We start from the raw sequence: 16,137 nt of genomic DNA, 5'->3' as shown, positions 1-16,137 counted from the left end.
ATAGCATTACACCATCACACCTGCTGATGACACGCAGGGAAACCAGTCAATCGTGATTAACACGCCACAAAAGCAATGACAAAAAATTAGTTTAAAAAAAAATAAAATATAAATCATTAATCATGAAAACATTGAATTAATTATAATTAAACAAAACTATTAAAAATATTTAATGTGAAAACAGGCCAACTTAATAATCACCTTTTATAATGTTCGAGTGCTTGGCTGCGACTCACTTTATTTAATTCGATTCATTCCTTATTTGTGGAGGTGGTTCCGTGTCCGCTTATTCCCTGACGACCGTGCAACAAGCCGTGTGGCTAGACCAATCTTTAAACCCCGATATCCCCTTATATAACGTTGGGTGTTTATGGCGCGTAGAGCGCGAGATTTCGCTACCGCTTTTTCAAGAAGCCATACGGCAAATACAGCAACAACATGATGCGTTGCAAACCACGCTGAAAGAAACGCCGCAAGGCATTACCCAGGAAACCTGCGACCGGGCCTATATCGACCTGCATTACCATGATTTTTCGCAGGGGCAAGATGCCATCAGCCTGGCAGAAACACACCTTCGTTCTCAATTCCTGCAGCCTTATTCACTGTATGATGGCCTGCTTTGGCGCTGCCACCTGGCCAAAGTCAGCGGATCCAGCACGCTATGGCTGCTTGCTTCCCATCATCTGATTGCGGACGGCACCTCAATTTCCCTGCTGAGCAAAATGATCATGGAGCGCTATAAACAATTAAAAGCAGGGATAAAAAACGAAGCCCCCCGCTCGCGTTACCAAGACTTCGTCATCAGCGATCGCGCCTATCAGCAGTCTCCACGCTACGAGCGCGATCGTGATTTCTGGTTGAAGCGTTTCATCGACGCGCCCCCCTCCATGCTGGAACGCCGCCAAAATCACTGTGAGCAACAAACCTACCCCAGTCATCAGATAATCAAGCGGTTGCCACGCGAGCGTTTCCTTCAGTTGGAACAATACGCCGCCGCACAGGGCGGTTCTGCCATGCATTTTTTTAGCGCTTTGCTGGCCACCTGGTTCGGCCGGATTTGGCAAACCGATCAATTCACGCTGGGCGTGCCGGTACATAACCGCAGTACCGCCGAACATAAGCAAACTTTGGGCATGTTTTCCTCGATGATCCCACTGCGCATCACGGTCGATTCACAGCAATCCTTCGGCCACTTACTGCGGCAAATCGGCAGCGAGCTGCGCCAGTGTTATCGTCACCAGCGTTTTCCCATTGCCGAACTCAACCGCCAGTTGAACCTGCATCAGCAGGAGCGGCGCCAGCTGTTCGACATCAGCTTTTCGCTGGAGGTTTTTCCGACCGACATCGAACTGGAGGGCAGCCAGTTCAAGGTTGAAAACCTGCACCACGGTCAGGAACAGCTGCCCCTCGGCGTCTACCTGCGCCATTACCATCCGGGCGACGACCCGCTGCTGGAGTTCAACTTCAATCAGGCCTGGTTCAGTCAGGAAGACGGTGAACGCATCGCCGCCCGCATACTGCACCTGCTGAATACCCTACTGGACGGCGATCCGGCGCTGCCGCTGGGGCAGTTGCCGCTGCTGTTGCCGCAGGAAAGACAGCAAATCTTCCATCAATGGAATGAAACCCGACAAACATGGGCAGACATGCCGCAAGGCGTACATCAATTCCTGGAACGGCAGGCCGCGCTGACGCCAGAAGCGCCGGCGATGTGCTACGAAGACCACGAGATCAGTTATCAACAGCTGAATCAGCGGGCGAATCGATTGGCTGCCTTTCTCAGGCTGCAGGGATTACAGCCTGACGATCGCATCGCGATATGCGTCAACCGCAGCCCGGATATGGTGATTGCCCTGTACGCCATCCTGAAGGCGGGCGCCGCCTATGTACCGCTCGATCCCGACTATCCGCAAGACCGTCTGCGCCACATGCTGCAAGATTGCGGCGCCAGATTCGTTCTGATCGACAATGGCGGCGAACACGCGCTGCACCCGCTGCGCGATATCGCCGTGCCGCGATTGCATCTTCAGCGTGAGAGTCATCTGTGGCGGCAAGCGCCGGATGGCAACCCGCCGCCGCTGGCCGCCGATCCACAGCGCAGCCTGGCTTATGTGATTTACACCTCCGGCTCGACGGGGAAACCCAAAGGGGTGATGAACGAACACCGCGGGGTGATCAACCGACTACTGTGGATGCAAAAGGCTTATACACTGACGCCGGATGATGTCGTGCTGCAGAAAACGCCGTTCAGCTTCGACGTCTCTGTGTGGGAGTTTTTCTGGCCGATGATGGTTGGCGCCCGGCTGGCCATCGCCAAACCGGGCGGTCACCAGGAACCGGATTATCTCAGCGCCTGCATCGCACAGCACGGCGTCACCACACTGCATTTCGTCCCCTCTATGCTGCAACTGTTTCTGCGCCACGGCGATATGGCGCAGTGCGCCTCCCTGAAACGCATCGTGTGCAGCGGCGAGGCGTTGCCGCTCGCTACGGTACAACGTTGCCTGCAGCAGTTGCCGCAGGCGGAACTGCACAATCTCTACGGCCCGACGGAAGCCGCCGTAGACGTTTCCAGTTGGCAATGCCTGCCCGATGATCCTCGCCCACTGGTACCGATCGGTAAACCGATCGCCAATACCCAGCTCCATATTCTGGATGACCAACTGCAACCGTTACCGCCTGGCATCGCCGGCGAATTGCATATCGGTGGTATTCAGGTTGCCCGTGGTTATCTGAACCGCGCGGCGCTGAGCGCCGAGCGATTTATCGCCGACCCTTTCAGCGCCGAGCCGCAGGCTCGCCTGTATAAAACCGGCGATCTGGCCCGCTGGCTGCCGGATGGCAACATTGAGTATCTGGGCAGAAACGATTTCCAGGTCAAAATCCACGGCCTGCGCATTGAATTAGGTGAGATCGAGCAACAGCTCAGACAGTGTTCAGGGGTTGAAGACGCGGCCATTCTGGCGCGGGAAGACGAAAGCGGCGGCAAGCGCCTGGTCGCCTATGTCATCGCCCCAGAGCAAACGGCCGCCGCCGAATGGCGTCGGCAATTGCAGCAACACCTGCCGGACTTTATGGTGCCGTCCTGTTTTATCCGGCTGGATGCTTTTCCGCTGTCGCCCAACGGCAAGCTGGATCGCAAAGCGTTACCGGCACCGGCCAACATGCAGGAAACCGCTGCTTATGAAGCCCCACAAGGCGAGCTGGAACAGCAGTTGGCCGAACTGTGGAGCGAACTGCTGGGCACAACGCGCATTGGCCGCGACGATGATTTCTTCGCGCTGGGCGGCCATTCGCTGCACGCCATTCAACTGCTGGTTAAACTGAAGCGACACGGGCATTCGTTAGGCATTAAGACGCTGTTTGCTCACTCGACGCTGCGCGGCCAGGCCCGTATCCTCACCGACGGCGTGCCCGCAACGGCTCCAGCCACCTCCGAACCCCTGCAGCAGCTGTTGACGCGTCTGAATCAGGCCAGTTTTACCTTTAAACAGGTAGAGCGCCTGAACCACGCCATCACCCCCGACAGCGTTTGGATGATCCATCCCGCCGTCACCGGTTGCGATGTTTATCGCGATCTGGCGAACTATTTAGAAAAAGATTTCAATGTGTTAGGCATCAACAATTATAACCTGTTCCAACAGCCGCACATCACTTCGCTACGCGAGCTGGCGGCGTATTATCTCGGCCATATGCGGCTGTCGCCGGCGCGCCCCGTCCGTCTGTTGGGGTGGTCGCTAGGGGGCCTGATCGCGCTGGAGATGGCAGCTCAACTGGAAAGCCAAGGCTATCGCGATATCCAACTGTTCCTGCTTGATACCTTCTACCGAACCCCATTCCAGATCCGCAGCGAGCCGGGCATGCTGGCGGCGATGCTGGCCATGCTGGGTATTGACGGCGAGGCCGCCGACCGGGCATTAAAGGCCGAGCCGACGGAGCTGGCATTGGCGAAACAAACGCTCAGCGCACCGTTGCAACATGCACGCATCACGCTGTTCAAGGCGACCGAAGATGCAAATCTGAATATCACCGGCCTGGGCGATGAGCGGGAGCTGCTGGCGATTGCCGACAATGGCCTGTCGGCAATCTGCCAACATCTGCAGGTGCATGCGTTGCCCTGCAATCATCACTCTATTATCTTCAGCCACGAGGAGATAGGACGCGCCTTGCGCCAGTCATCGCGCACGCCGGCGATGCTCGGCAACCTTCCTTGACGCTCTACGGTCTGCGGCGCCGTTCGCCGCAGACCGCCTCCTTACCACATCAGCCGGCCGATCAGTGGCGCGGCCACCACCGTGATAATGCCGGCCAACATCATCACCAGGCTCGACACTACGCCCTCCTGTGGCCCCAGTTCATAGGCGCGGGCGGTGCCGGCGCCGTGCGACGATGCGCCAAATCCGGCCCCTTTCGCCAGGCGGCTGCGTACCGCCAGCCGCAGAAACAGAATGTCGCCCACCGCCATGCCGAACACCCCGGTGATCACCACGAACAGCGCCACCAGGTCCGGCTGGCCGCCCATCTGCTTGGCGGCCTCCAGCGCAAACGGCGTGGTGATCGACCGCACCGCCAGGCTGCGCTGCACCTCTTCCGGCAGCGTCAGCAGGCGCGCCAGCCACACCGAGCTGTACACCGCCACCAGCACCGCCGTCGTCACCCCGGCGGTCAGCGACAGCCAGTGGCGACGAATGATATGCAGGTTCTCGTACACCGGCACCGCGAAGGCGATGGTCGCCGGCCCCAGCAGCCACAGCAGCCAGTGGGTTTCACCGATGTAGTCCTGATAGGAGATGTGGGTGACCACCAGCAGCAACACCAGAATCATCGGCGTCAGCACCAGCGGCATCAGCAGCAACGTGCGGCGGCGGCGATAGAGTTTCTTGTTGGCGAAATAGAGCGCCAGCGTCGCCAGAAAACAGGCCAGGCTAAGGATAAAATCATTCATGGCGCTGCTTCCGCCGCTGCAGCCAAATCTCCAGCCGATACACCCTGTCCACCACCAGCCCGGTGGCGCCCAGCGTCAGCATGGTGCTGATCGCGATCACCAGAAAGATCTTCCAGCCCTCGACCATCAGCAGCTGGGCATAGTTGACCACCGCCACCACCGCCGGCACGAAAAACAGCAGCATTTCCGCCAGCAGCCAGCGGGAGCCGGCCTTGACCCAGCTGAGCGGCAGAATGCGCAGCAGGATCAGCGCCAGCAGCATCAGCATGCCGACGATATTGGCGGGGAGCGGCAGGTGGAATTGTTGCACCAGACGATCGGCGATCAGGAACAGCGCCGCATACAACGCCACCTGGATCGGCACCTGCAAACGGGTCAGCAGGGAGGGGGCAACGCGGCGTAACGCCAGAGACATGAAAGATGACCTCGAACAATAAATTGACGGCCTACAGTATACGCAGCCGGGAAACCACGCCTGAAATGAATTAAAATTATCGTCATCATGCCGTCCGGGAATAGTTTCCCGCCGGTAGCGTCCCCAAGGAGAACCCTAACGTGGATGTCCGCACCCTGCGCTACTTCGTTGAAGTGGTGCGCCAGCAAAGCTTCACCCGCGCGGCGGAAAAACTGTTCGTCACCCAGCCCACCATCAGCAAAATGCTGCGGCATCTGGAGGAAGAGCTGGAATGCACGCTGCTGATCCGCGAAGGCCGCAAGCTGCGCCTGACCGACAGCGGCCAGGCGGTGTACCAGCGCGGCCTGACGATCCTCGACGAATTCCGCCAGCTGGAGGCGGAACTGGAAGACATCAGCTCGGTGAAAAAGGGCGTGCTGCGGCTGGGCATTCCGCCAATGGTCGGCAGGCAGATCGCCGATCTGATCCGCCGCTTTCGCCAGACCTACCCCGGCATCGAATTGAAGATTTCCGAACTGGGCGGGCTGTCGGTCGAACAGGCGGTGATGTCCGGCGAACTGGATCTGGCGATGACCGTGTTGCCCTTCGATTCGGCGCAGCCGCTGACCTTTCTGCCGCTGCTGGGCCACCCGATGTGCGTGGTGGCGCCGCGCACGCCGCAGTGGCTCAACCGCACCCGCATCAATATCGCCGAATTGGCCGACAGCCCGATCCTGATTTATAACGAAGACTTTGCGCTGTACAAGATGCTGATGAAGGCGTTTCGCCAGGCCGGTTTTGAACCGCAAATCGCGGTGCGCAGCGGCCAATGGGACTTCCTCGCCTCGATGGTGCAGGCCGGCGTGGGCATCGCCATGCTGCCTGAGCCGGTTTGCCGCTGGCTGGATAAGGAAAACCTGGTCTGGCTGCCGCTGGAGCCGCGCATGGAGTGGAAAATCGGCCTGATCTGGCGCCAGGGCAGCTACCTGTCGCACAGCGCGCAGGCCTGGATCGCCTGCTGCCGCGACTACTGGCCGCCGCTCAAGTAGCCAAAAAACAAGGGCCGCACAGGCGGCCCTTCAGGACAGAAAAAAGAGGAAAACGTTTATTCCTCTGCTGAGATTTACCCTTCGCGTTCGATCAACAGCGCTTCGAGCAGGTCGAGATCGTGCAGCAGTTTTTGCAGCGTCTCGTTGCTGATTTTCTGCGTGGCGCGCAGGTGGTACAGCTCGCCGCGCTCGGCGCGCAGCGCCGTCAGGCGGAAACGCCGCTCGAGGTTTTCCATCGCCAGCGCATTCTCGATATCGTCTTTCGACGCGATACGCCGCCGCAGCATGCCCGTCACCCGCGAGCTGACCTCTTTCAACACCTGCGGATCGAGGTTTTCTTCGGTATCGGCAACCAGGCGCTCTTCCATTTTATTCACGCTCTCGATCGCCACCTCGGCCGCCATGGCGATCGCCATGCGCTCTTCCTGCTTGCTGGCGCTCTTGTCGGCCACCTGCACGCCGCGCAGCAGCAGCGGCAACGCCAGCACGCCGACGATCAGCGACAGCAGGATCACCCCGGCGGCGATAAACACCAGCTGATAGCGCGCCGGGAAGGCAGTGCCGTCGCTCAGCAACAGCGGTATCGACAGCACGCCGGCCAGGGTAATCGCCCCGCGCACCCCGGCGAACGACGCCACCCACAGCTCACGCGTGCTGTAATCGCCGAACTGCAGCGGACGCTTTTTCATAAAGCGGTTGCTGGCCTTCTTCATTATCCACAGCCAGGTAAAACGCAGCACCAGCAGCGCGGCGTAGATGGTGGCCACGTCGGCGAACAGATACCAGGTCTGGATGGTCGGATCCAGCTCCGCCTGCAGGATGGAGGTTTCAAGAATGCCCGGCAGCTGCAGGCCCAACATGATGAACACCATGCCGTTGAACACGAACTCCAGCATCGCCCACACGCTGTTGGCGCGCAGGCGCATCGCCAGCGGCGCGTTGCGGATCACGCCGGACTGGCTGATGGTCATCCCCGCCGCCACCGCCGCCAGGATGCCGGAGACGCCGATATGTTCGGCGATCAGATAAGAAGCGAACGGCAGCAGCAGCAGGAACACGATCTGGGTCGCCGGATCGTCGCCGCTCCAGCGGCTCATCACCCGCAGCGATTTACTGTAGGTCCAGGTGACCGCCACGCCGGCCAGCAGGCCGCCGATCGCCACTTTGAGGAATTCAAGGGTCGCGCCGCCCACGGTGAATACCATGGTGCCCATCGCCACCGCGATGGCGAACTTGAGCGACACCAGGCCGGACGCGTCGTTCATCAGCGCCTCGCCCTCGAGCACGCCCATGATCGGCTTGGGAATGCGCCCTTTGCCGACGATGCCGGACAGCGCCACGGCATCCGTCGGCGACAGCACCGCCGCCAGCGCGAAGGCCGCCACCAGCGGAATGCCCGGCACCATGGCGTAGATCAGATAACCGACGCCGACCACGGTGATCAGCACCAGCACCAGCGCCAGGCCGAGAATTTCACGCCCGTGATGCAGGAACTCCCGCGTCGGCGTTTTCCAGCCGTCGGCGAACAGCAGCGGCGGGATGAACAGCACCAGGAACAGTTCGGGATCAAAATCGACGTGCAGCCCGAAATGCGGCCAGGCCAGCAGGGCCCCGATGGCGATTTGCATCAGCGGCAGCGGCACCTGGAACGGCAACATGCGCGTCACCACCCCGGACAGGGAGACCACCAGGATCAAAATGAGGATTGTAAAAAAGATTTCCATGCTTTCCTTAGACTCTACGATTCAGACGACATCGGCTCAGGGCCTGCGTTGGTCACGATAGTAGATCACTTTTTTTACAGCCGTTAAAGCTTGTTGTGCCTTTCAAAACGCGGTGCAGAGCAGAAGAAGACTTATCTTAAGAAGGGAATTGCCGTAACAGGCTCCCCCGCCCGGCGGGCGAGGGAAACCCAAGCGGCTTAAATCGCCCAGCCGCCGGCGTAGAACGCCACCAGCGCCACGGCGATCAGCACGGTGCCGATGTTCAGCTTGCGCCATTCGCCGGAGAAGATGCGGCCGATGACCAGCGAACTGAAGCCCAGCATGATGCCGGTGACGATGTTGCAGGTCAGCACGATGAACACGGCGCACAGCAGGCCGGCCATCGCGTCGACGAAGTCGTTGAAGTCCAGCTTGGTGACATTGCTCAGCATCAGCAGGCCGACGTACATCAGCGCCGGCGCGGTGGCGTAAACCGGCACCAGATAGGCCAGCGGTGACAGAAACAGGATCAGCAGGAACAGAATGCCGACCACGGTGGCGGTCAGGCCGGTCTTGCCGCCCGCGGCGGTGCCGGCGGCGGACTCGATGTAAACCGCAGCGGGCGCGGCGCCCACCAGGCCGGAGAAGATGCTGCTCAGGGAATCCGAGGTCAGCGCCTTGCCGCCGTTGATGATCTGCCCGTCTTTATCCAGCAGATTGGCCTGCCCGGCCACCGCGCGGATGGTGCCGGTGGCGTCGAACACCGCGGTCATCACCAGCGCCAGCACGCTCGGCAACACCACCGGCTGCAATGCGCCCATGATGTCCAGGCTGAAGATCAACGATTTGCCGTCAGCGTCCGCCAGGCTCGGCATGGCGAACAGCCCCTGGTATTTCACCGCCGGGTCGAAGATCAGGCCGATGATGGAAATGGCGATGATCACCAGCAAAATGCCGCCGGGCACGCGCAGTTTCTCCAGGCCGAAGATCACCGCCAGGCCGACCAGCGTCATGACGACCGGGAAAGAGGTGAACGCGCCGAGCGCCACCGGCAAGCCATCCAGCGGGTTCTTCACCACCAGGCCGACGCCGTTGGCGGCGATCAGCAGCAGGAACAGCCCGATGCCGATGCCGGTGCCGTGCGCCACGCCCATCGGCAGGTTGCGCAGGATCCAGGCGCGGATGCCGGTGACCGAGATAATGGTAAACAGCACGCCCATCAGGAACACCGCGCCCAGCGCCACCGGAATGCTGATGTGTTGGCCCAGCACCAGGCTGAAGGCGGTAAAGGCGGTCAACGAGATCGCACAGCCGATGGCCATCGGCAGGTTAGCCCACAGCCCCATCAACAGCGACCCCAGACCGGCCACCAGGCAGGTGGAGACGAACACCGCCGCCGGCGGGAAACCCGCTTTGCCCAGCATGCTCGGCACCACGATCACCGAGTACACCATCGCCAGGAAGGTGGTCAGCCCCGCCACCACCTCCTGACGCACGCTGCTGCCGCGCGCGGAAATTTTAAAATAGCCATCAAGCCCGCCGGTTGGTTTTGCGGCGTGGTTCGCTTGAGAGTTCGACATAGGTTACTTCCCCTGTGTTTCATGAATCGGCCCGTCACAGCAGGCCTGTAATCTCGCCCGCGCCCGATCGCCACGTAATCGTTTACGTCACGTTCCGCATCCTTGCCCTTATGCCACACCGCCAACGGCGATGCGCACCCAGGCAAACGTTTAACTCGCAGCGCGCGGTACGGGTGATTTATGGTGGTTTATTCAAGGCAAACGATTATCCTGCCTTCCCTAGCGTCTAATCAACTAAAGATCGCGGCAATTTATGCAGAAAGCGGCGGGAATGGCGCTCGCGCGATAAAACCGGGACGACGGTCGCCCCGGCGAACGCCGTCATGGCGGGGTTATTGCGTCTGCACCGCAGCGGGATCCATATACATCAATTCCCAGATATGACCGTCCAGATCCTGAAATCCATGGCCGTACATCACGCCGTAGTCCCGCGGCGGGTGGTAGGTGTTGCCGCCGCCGGCGACCGCCTTGCGCACCAGTTCGTCCACCGCCACCCGGCTGGGTTGCGACAGGCACACCAACACTTCGGTGGCCTGATTGGCGTCGCCGATCGGGTTCGGGGTAAACATCCTGAATTTGTCGTGGGTCAGCAGCATCACGTAAATCGTGTCGCTGACCACCATGCATGCGGCGGTATCGTCGGTAAATTGCGGGTTGAAGCTGAAGCCGAGCTGGGTAAAAAACGCCATTGAGGCGGGCAGATCGCGTACGGGCAGGTTAACGAAGATTTGCGTAGCCATGGGCTACCTCCGATGAAGAATGACCCCATCGAGTATAGCCCATCCGCTTAACTCAGCAGGTCGTAAGGGCCGCCCTGCTCCAATGCCCTCTGGTAGGCGGGCCGGGCGTGAATGCGCTGCAGGAAACCGCGCAGTTTCGGGCAATCATCCAACGCGCCGCGCGCCGCCATCGCCTCCAGCGGGAAGCTCATCTGAATATCCGCTGCGCTGAAGTCGTTGCCAACGAACCAGCTGCCCTTATTCAGGTGCTGTTCGAGGTATTCGCAGTGCGGCGCGATCTGCTTGTCGAGGTATTCCCGCTGCACGCCTTTGCCGATCGCGCCGGCCACCGGCCGCAGCAGCCAGGGGATCGGCGGCTGGCCGAGACGGCTGAACACCAGCTTCATCACCAACAGCGGCATCAGCGATCCTTCGGCGTAGTGAAGCCAGTAGCGGTATTGCTGACGCGCGTGGAAGTCGGTTGGCATAAACATACCCTGTGCGTCGTAGGCTTCCTGCAAGTATTCGATAATGGCGCCGGATTCCGCCAGCGTCAGATCGCCATCGACGATCACCGGCGATTTGCCCAGCGGGTGGATCTTTTTCAGCGCCGGCGGCGCCAGCATGGTGTGCGGATCGCGCTCGTAGCGCTGCACCTGATAAGGCACGCCCAGCTCTTCCAGAAACCACAGAATGCGCTGCGACCGCGAGTGATTGAGATGATGAACGATGATCATGACGAAGCCCCTGTCCGCTGCCACACCAGTTCGCCAACCTGCACGCCGTTGCCGAGCTGCAGCGGCACCGTGCGCAACGTCAGCCGATCGCCGCTGAAAGCGTAAAAACGCACCTGACGGCTGCCTACCCAGTTGGGGAACGAACAGCCTTCGACCTGATGCACCACCCGTTGCTCGCTTTCTTCCACCTGATAGTGGCCAAAGTAGCAAATCATATTGATGAAGGCGGCGCGGATCTCCCGCTCAGACCCCTGCGCCAAATCGGCGGCGGCGAAACGCGGCCGCACGGCGCTGTAAAGCTGCGCCGCCATCGTGCCGTTGGCCTCATAGTGGATGCGCCCCAACACCTGCTCGCCCAGCGGGTAATTCAGCTCGCCGTTCTGGTTTTTGAACGCCGACGACACCAACGCCCAACTGCCGATAAACGCATTCATCGTCATGACGCTTCTCCGGTTAAGGATCGTCTGTAAAGGGTAGTGGCGATTGTTGCCCCGCGCCAGCGGATGAAAAATAATCAATTTATTTGACAGAGATACTCAAAACTCTCCGATTTTTTATTCACATCCGGTGCACTAGTATTTAACACATCGAGAAACAACGGGCTCTCACCTAACAAACACTCTGAGGAACGCATCATGAAAAACGTCAAAATTTTTGCTACCGCTGCGCTGCTGGCTACCGCTTCTTTCGCTACCTTCGCCGCTGACCTGCCTTCCAGCCAACCTGCTGCAGACGCCCAGAAGATCGGCGTCGTCACCGTGAGCGGCGCCGCTAACCTGAGCGCGCTGGAAAGCGAACTGGCCAGCAAAGCCGCCGCGTCGGGCGCCAGCGCCTACCGCATCGTCGCCGCCGGTGGTCAGAACAAACTGTACGGCACCGCAGAAATCTTCAACTGATCGTCGGACAGCCAACCGACGGAAGAAAGAAGCCCCGCAAGGGGCTTTTCTCGTTTTAGCGGGCGTCAAAGCGCGCCGCCAACTTCTGCAGGCGGAACTGTTCGGTGATGAAATCGACGAACACCCGGGTTTTGGTCGGTAAGAATTTGGTGGTGGGAAAATAGAGATACACGCTGCCGCGATCGACATACCAGCCCGGCAAAACCCGCATCAGACGGCCGCTTTCCAGATAAGGCGCCGCATTCGGCATGCCGATCAGCGCGATGCCCAATCCCATTTCCGCCGCCCGCGCCGCCGCTTCCGGTTCATTGACCGTCATGCTGACCGTCATCCCCGGCGCACGCTGCTCATTCTGGGCATTTCGCAGCGGCTGGTGGCGAATGCGCCCGGTCTGCGGCGAACGGATGAAAATCCCGGCGTGTTGCGCCAGTTGCTCCGGCTCCGTCAACGGCGGCCGCTGCCGCAAGTATTCTGCCGAAGCGACCAATACGCCATGCGCGGGCGCCAGCTCGCGAGCAATCATCCCCTGCGCCAACTCGATGCCGCCGCCCAGCGCAGCGTCAAAGTTCTCACCGATCAGATCCACCTGGCGATTGTCGAAATGCCAGTCCGGTACAATCGCCGGGTACTGCGTCAAAAACATCGGCAGCATCGGCAACACGAAGTGCAGGCCGAAGGCGGTGCCCATGCTGACCTTCAAGCCGCCGGCCGCCGCGCCGCCGCCGCTGCTCAACCCCTTCAATGCACACTGGATCGATTGCAACCCGCCGCTCACCTCACCGAGAAAACGCTCGCCTGCTTCGGTGAGGATCAACTTGCGGGTATTGCGTTGAAACAGCCGCACGCCGACCACCGCCTCCAGCCGGGTGACATTCTTGCTTACCGCCGCCGGGCTGAGGCCCAGCTTGCGGCCGGCGGCGGAGAAACTGCCGTTTTCCGCGCTGCTGACGAAGCACTCCAGATGTCCCAGCATGCTTTTTCCTTATGGATTTTAAACTAATGGTTTTAACTGATTATAGCTCTTTGTGGCTAGTGGCCGTGCAAGCGATCTCCGATACTGAATGCCGACACTTTACCCTCATCCACTCTGGAGAAATAACATGACCACAGCACTCCCACTGCAAGGCAAAGTCGCATTCGTTCAGGGCGGTTCCCGCGGCATCGGCGCCGCCATCGTGAAACGCTTGGCGAGCGAGGGCGCCGCCGTCGCCTTTACCTACGCCGCCTCGGCCGATCGCGCCGAAGCGGTGGCGAGCGCCGTTACCGCCGCCGGCGGCAAAGCCCTCGCCATCAAGGCCGACAGCGCCGATGCTGCGGCGCTGCAGCAGGCGGTTCGCCAGGCGGTGAGTCACTTCGGCAACCTGGATATTCTGGTGAACAACGCCGGGGTATTTACGCTGGGCGGCACCGAGGAACTGGCGCTGGACGACCTGGATCGCATGCTGGCGGTCAATGTGCGCAGCGTATTCGTCGCCAGCCAGGAGGCGGCGCGCCACATGAACGACGGCGGCCGAATCATCCACATCGGCAGCACCAACGCCGAGCGCGTGCCGTTCGGCGGCGCGGCGGTGTACGCGATGAGCAAATCGGCGCTGGTCGGGTTGACCAAGGGCATGGCGCGCGATCTCGGCCCACGCGGCATCACCGTCAATAACGTGCAGCCCGGCCCGGTGGATACCGAGATGAACCCGGACGCCGGCGAGTTCGCCGATCAGCTCAAGCAGCTGATGGCGATCGGCCGTTACGGCAAAGATGAGGAGATCGCCGGTTTCGTCGCCTACCTGGCGGGCCCGCAGGCGGGTTATATCACCGGCGCCAGTCTGAGCATCGACGGCGGTTTCTCGGCGTAGCGCTAAAAGCCCCGCAAGGGGCTTTTTTTCATTCGCTCGCCGACGACCGCTCCCCACCTCGCACGGCATATTCGCCTTCAAAGACAATAATAGAATTAGTTTATGCGCAAAAATGGAATAGTTTATTGACGATTCTGTTATTTATTCACCAGGCCGACGTCTTTATCCTTCGCTCCATCGTGTCGTACCGGACACCCTTATTTTTCGAACCTTCGAACACAGGATAAAGATATGAAAACCATGACCACCGTTATTTCACTCGCTCTGTTTTCCATGCTGTCGTTTAACGCCGCGGCAGAAAGCGTGACCGCAACCGGCAGAACGCTGGACTCCACCGAAGCCCTCATCGCTAAAAAAGCGCAAGAGGCCGGCGCAAGCGGCTACAAAATCACCAGCGCCTACATGGGCAATTTCGTCACCATGAGTGCAGAGCTGAAAAAATAATACCAATGACGCCGCTCGCACGGCGTTATTTATTTCCGCATAAGGAAGTCATCGTCGGGTGGTTATTCACCACGCGTTATAAAGCATTACGCTAAAGCACCCGCGTACTAAAAATGAGCCTCTTTCTCCACCGGTTATTATTCGGCGGCCTCACGCCGCCAATTTCCGGAGGCTCATTTTCATTCACCCTGCAATACTCCGTTATAAGGATGAGTCACTGATGAAATCATTGTATCGCCTCTCCCTCTTGCTGCCCTTGCTGGCCGCAGTGCCCGCGCACGCCGCAGAATCCGCCGCGCAGTCGTCAGACTGGTATCCTTCCGTTTACGGCGCAAAAGACGAAATCGGCGCAGCCAACCTGCTCACGCCAGAGGTCGTATTACAGTCTGTGCAGTTGGTAAAACAAGGCAAGACATTGCCATTGGCGGTGCCCGTCGATAAAGATTTCCCGGCGTTCCGCCACCGCAGCTTCCGCTTATATAATATTCAGCCTGGTCAGCAGGACGGTAAAACGCTTGGCCCAAATAAATTCACCTTTAATGATGAATTGGTGAATGCCTGGACCGGCGTCGGCACCCAGTTGAATGGCATTGGCCATATCGGCATCGACAACGTTTATTATAACGGCAATAAGGCGGCGGACTTCGTCACCGTAGATGGCGTGAAAAAATTGGGCGTGGAAAAAGTGCCGCCCATGGTCACACGCGGCGTCGTGCTCGATATGACGGCTTATTATAATAAAGCGATCGTTCCGGGCGGCACCGAATTTTCCGTTGCGGATATTCAAGCGGTGCTTAAAAAGCAGGGCATCAGTTTACGCAAAGGCGACGTTGTCTTGTTCAATACCGGCTGGCTGGAGCTGATTGGCAAAGACAATAAAAAGTTCCTGGAAGTTGAACCGGGCATCGGCATGGAAGCGGCGAAATGGTTGGCCGACCAAGGCATCGTGGCCTTCGGCGGTGATACCTGGGCCTCCGAAGTTTACCCTAACCCGAAAAATGACGAAGAGTTCCCGGTCAACCAGTACCTGCTGGCCAAACGCGGCGTCTATAACCTGGAGCTGATCGACAGCCGCCCACTGGTGCGCACGAAAACCTGGGAATTCCTGTTCGTACTGGGGCAACCGCTGTATGTCGGTTCAACCCAGGTCAACATCAACCCGGTAGCAATTTACTGATTGGCGACACCGCCGCAGAAAATCAGCGGCTAACGAGCACAAAAAACCCCGCCTGAGCGGGTTTTTTTTTAGCGCTGTCGCCAGGCTTAGAACGGAATATCGTCGTCGAAATCCATTGGTGGTTCGTTGCTGGTCGCCGGTGCGCTGTTCTGCGCCGGGCGAGACTGCTGCTGGCCGCCGCTGAACTGGTTGCCGCCCTGTGGCTGCTGAGGCTGGCCCCAACCGCCCTGGCCGCCGGCAGATTGACCTGCCGGTGCGCCGCCGCCCTGACGGCCGCCCAGCATCTGCATGGTGCCGCCGACGTTAACCACGATCTCGGTGGTGTAGCGATCCTGGCCGCTCTGATCCTGCCATTTACGGGTCTGCAGGGAGCCTTCGATGTAGACCTGAGAGCCTTTACGCAGGTATTCGCCCGCCACTTCGGCCAGTTTGCCGAACAGCACGACGCGGTGCCATTCGGTCTTCTCTTTCTGTTCGCCGGTCGCCTTGTCACGCCAGCTTTCGGAGGTCGCCAGGGTAATGTTGGCCACTGCGCCGCCGTTCGGCATGTAACGGACTTCTGGATCCTGACCCAGATTCCCGACCAGAATTACTTTGTTTACGCCTCTGCTGGCCATGAGCACTTCTCCCGATGATTGATTTC

At 59.5% G+C, this 16,137-nt stretch carries 15 protein-coding genes; 6 read left to right on the top strand and 9 right to left on the bottom strand.

Features of this window, described 5'->3' with window-relative positions:
- Positions 1-278 precede the first annotated feature (278 nt).
- Positions 279-4,214 carry a non-ribosomal peptide synthetase gene (locus ACMGGK_RS01625; RefSeq protein ID WP_420276635.1) on the top strand — a complete coding sequence of 1,312 codons (3,936 nt, stop codon included), beginning with the start codon at positions 279-281 and terminating at the stop codon, positions 4,212-4,214.
- Between the two features lie 41 nt (positions 4,215-4,255).
- Here the strand turns inward: ACMGGK_RS01625 and ACMGGK_RS01620 are convergent, their stop codons facing one another.
- Positions 4,256-4,945, bottom strand: coding sequence for an LrgB family protein (locus tag ACMGGK_RS01620; RefSeq protein ID WP_004936833.1), 690 nt, complete (start codon positions 4,943-4,945; stop codon positions 4,256-4,258).
- Positions 4,938-5,360, bottom strand: coding sequence for a CidA/LrgA family protein (locus ACMGGK_RS01615; protein WP_028127545.1), 423 nt, complete (start codon positions 5,358-5,360; stop codon positions 4,938-4,940). The genes ACMGGK_RS01620 and ACMGGK_RS01615 overlap by 8 nt, the downstream gene beginning before the upstream one ends.
- Before the next feature lie 140 nt (positions 5,361-5,500).
- Between ACMGGK_RS01615 and ACMGGK_RS01610 the strand changes: the two genes are divergently transcribed.
- Positions 5,501-6,388, top strand: coding sequence for a LysR family transcriptional regulator (locus ACMGGK_RS01610; RefSeq protein ID WP_016930254.1), 888 nt, complete (start codon positions 5,501-5,503; stop codon positions 6,386-6,388).
- 74 nt (positions 6,389-6,462) lie between these two features.
- Here ACMGGK_RS01610 and ACMGGK_RS01605 read toward each other — a convergent pair whose 3' ends face one another.
- The 5 genes from ACMGGK_RS01605 to ACMGGK_RS01585 form a co-directional block, all read right to left on the bottom strand.
- On the bottom strand, positions 6,463-8,112 hold the full coding sequence (locus tag ACMGGK_RS01605; RefSeq protein ID WP_016930255.1) for a Na+/H+ antiporter: 1,650 nt from the start codon (positions 8,110-8,112) through the stop codon (positions 6,463-6,465).
- A 197-nt stretch (positions 8,113-8,309) separates the two neighbouring features.
- Positions 8,310-9,671, bottom strand: a complete 1,362-nt coding sequence (locus ACMGGK_RS01600) for an NCS2 family permease (protein WP_004936819.1) — start codon at positions 9,669-9,671, stop codon at positions 8,310-8,312.
- Positions 9,672-10,003: 332 nt separating this feature from the next.
- A complete protein-coding gene (locus ACMGGK_RS01595) occupies positions 10,004-10,411 on the bottom strand; it encodes a VOC family protein (protein ID WP_016930256.1) in 408 nt (135 codons plus the stop codon).
- Between the two features lie 47 nt (positions 10,412-10,458).
- Entirely contained in the window at positions 10,459-11,127 is a 669-nt protein-coding gene (locus tag ACMGGK_RS01590) for a glutathione S-transferase family protein (RefSeq protein ID WP_253333965.1), read from the bottom strand.
- Complete coding sequence (locus ACMGGK_RS01585) at positions 11,124-11,567, bottom strand: lipocalin-like domain-containing protein (protein ID WP_420276634.1); 444 nt, start codon at positions 11,565-11,567, stop codon at positions 11,124-11,126. Before ACMGGK_RS01585 ends, ACMGGK_RS01590 begins: the two co-directional genes overlap by 4 nt.
- 195 nt (positions 11,568-11,762) lie before the next feature.
- Here ACMGGK_RS01585 and bhsA point away from each other — a divergent pair, with 195 nt between their 5' ends.
- The gene (bhsA, locus tag ACMGGK_RS01580) at positions 11,763-12,023 is read left to right on the top strand and encodes a multiple stress resistance protein BhsA (protein WP_004936809.1); all 261 of its coding nucleotides are present in this window, start codon (positions 11,763-11,765) and stop codon (positions 12,021-12,023) included.
- Positions 12,024-12,078: 55 nt separating this feature from the next.
- Here bhsA and ACMGGK_RS01575 read toward each other — a convergent pair whose 3' ends face one another.
- The gene (locus ACMGGK_RS01575; protein ID WP_015379210.1) at positions 12,079-12,996 is read right to left on the bottom strand and encodes a LysR family transcriptional regulator; all 918 of its coding nucleotides are present in this window, start codon (positions 12,994-12,996) and stop codon (positions 12,079-12,081) included.
- A gap of 127 nt (positions 12,997-13,123) precedes the next feature.
- On the opposite strand from ACMGGK_RS01575, the gene ACMGGK_RS01570 reads away from it, so the two are divergent.
- The 3 genes from ACMGGK_RS01570 (at position 13,124) to ACMGGK_RS01560 (ending at position 15,494) form a co-directional block, all read left to right on the top strand.
- Positions 13,124-13,873 (top strand): 3-oxoacyl-ACP reductase family protein, encoded by a 750-nt coding sequence (locus ACMGGK_RS01570; protein ID WP_004936803.1) that lies wholly within the window; start codon positions 13,124-13,126, stop codon positions 13,871-13,873.
- Positions 13,874-14,104: 231 nt separating this feature from the next.
- The gene (locus tag ACMGGK_RS01565; RefSeq protein ID WP_004936800.1) at positions 14,105-14,317 is read left to right on the top strand and encodes a DUF1471 domain-containing protein; all 213 of its coding nucleotides are present in this window, start codon (positions 14,105-14,107) and stop codon (positions 14,315-14,317) included.
- A 220-nt stretch (positions 14,318-14,537) separates the two neighbouring features.
- The gene (locus ACMGGK_RS01560; protein WP_015379212.1) at positions 14,538-15,494 is read left to right on the top strand and encodes a cyclase family protein; all 957 of its coding nucleotides are present in this window, start codon (positions 14,538-14,540) and stop codon (positions 15,492-15,494) included.
- A gap of 86 nt (positions 15,495-15,580) precedes the next feature.
- Here the strand turns inward: ACMGGK_RS01560 and ssb1 are convergent, their stop codons facing one another.
- Positions 15,581-16,111, bottom strand: a complete 531-nt coding sequence (ssb1, locus tag ACMGGK_RS01555; protein WP_004936793.1) for a single-stranded DNA-binding protein SSB1 — start codon at positions 16,109-16,111, stop codon at positions 15,581-15,583.
- Between the last annotated feature and the right edge of the window lie 26 nt (positions 16,112-16,137).

It is taken from the genome of Serratia sp. BNK-33-b (genome assembly GCF_048684565.1).
In the GTDB taxonomy this organism is placed as follows: domain Bacteria; phylum Pseudomonadota; class Gammaproteobacteria; order Enterobacterales; family Enterobacteriaceae; genus Serratia; species Serratia marcescens.
This window is presented reverse-complemented; position numbering and strand designations above follow the sequence as displayed.

Excerpts from the sequence above, each read along its gene's own strand:
- ACMGGK_RS01620 (WP_004936833.1), bottom strand. The coding sequence starts at position 4,945 with ATGAATGATTTTATCCTTAGCCTGGCCTGTTTTCTGGCGACGCTGGCG.
- ACMGGK_RS01615 (WP_028127545.1), bottom strand. The coding sequence starts at position 5,360 with ATGTCTCTGGCGTTACGCCGCGTTGCCCCCTCCCTGCTGACCCGTTTG.
- ACMGGK_RS01605 (WP_016930255.1), bottom strand. The coding sequence starts at position 8,112 with ATGGAAATCTTTTTTACAATCCTCATTTTGATCCTGGTGGTCTCCCTG.
- ACMGGK_RS01600 (WP_004936819.1), bottom strand. The coding sequence starts at position 9,671 with ATGTCGAACTCTCAAGCGAACCACGCCGCAAAACCAACCGGCGGGCTT.
- ACMGGK_RS01595 (WP_016930256.1), bottom strand. The coding sequence starts at position 10,411 with ATGGCTACGCAAATCTTCGTTAACCTGCCCGTACGCGATCTGCCCGCC.
- ACMGGK_RS01590 (WP_253333965.1), bottom strand. The coding sequence starts at position 11,127 with ATGATCATCGTTCATCATCTCAATCACTCGCGGTCGCAGCGCATTCTG.
- ACMGGK_RS01585 (WP_420276634.1), bottom strand. The coding sequence starts at position 11,567 with ATGACGATGAATGCGTTTATCGGCAGTTGGGCGTTGGTGTCGTCGGCG.
- bhsA (WP_004936809.1), top strand. The coding sequence starts at position 11,763 with ATGAAAAACGTCAAAATTTTTGCTACCGCTGCGCTGCTGGCTACCGCT.
- ACMGGK_RS01575 (WP_015379210.1), bottom strand. The coding sequence starts at position 12,996 with ATGCTGGGACATCTGGAGTGCTTCGTCAGCAGCGCGGAAAACGGCAGT.
- ACMGGK_RS01570 (WP_004936803.1), top strand. The coding sequence starts at position 13,124 with ATGACCACAGCACTCCCACTGCAAGGCAAAGTCGCATTCGTTCAGGGC.
- ACMGGK_RS01565 (WP_004936800.1), top strand. The coding sequence starts at position 14,105 with ATGAAAACCATGACCACCGTTATTTCACTCGCTCTGTTTTCCATGCTG.
- ACMGGK_RS01560 (WP_015379212.1), top strand. The coding sequence starts at position 14,538 with ATGAAATCATTGTATCGCCTCTCCCTCTTGCTGCCCTTGCTGGCCGCA.
- ssb1 (WP_004936793.1), bottom strand. The coding sequence starts at position 16,111 with ATGGCCAGCAGAGGCGTAAACAAAGTAATTCTGGTCGGGAATCTGGGT.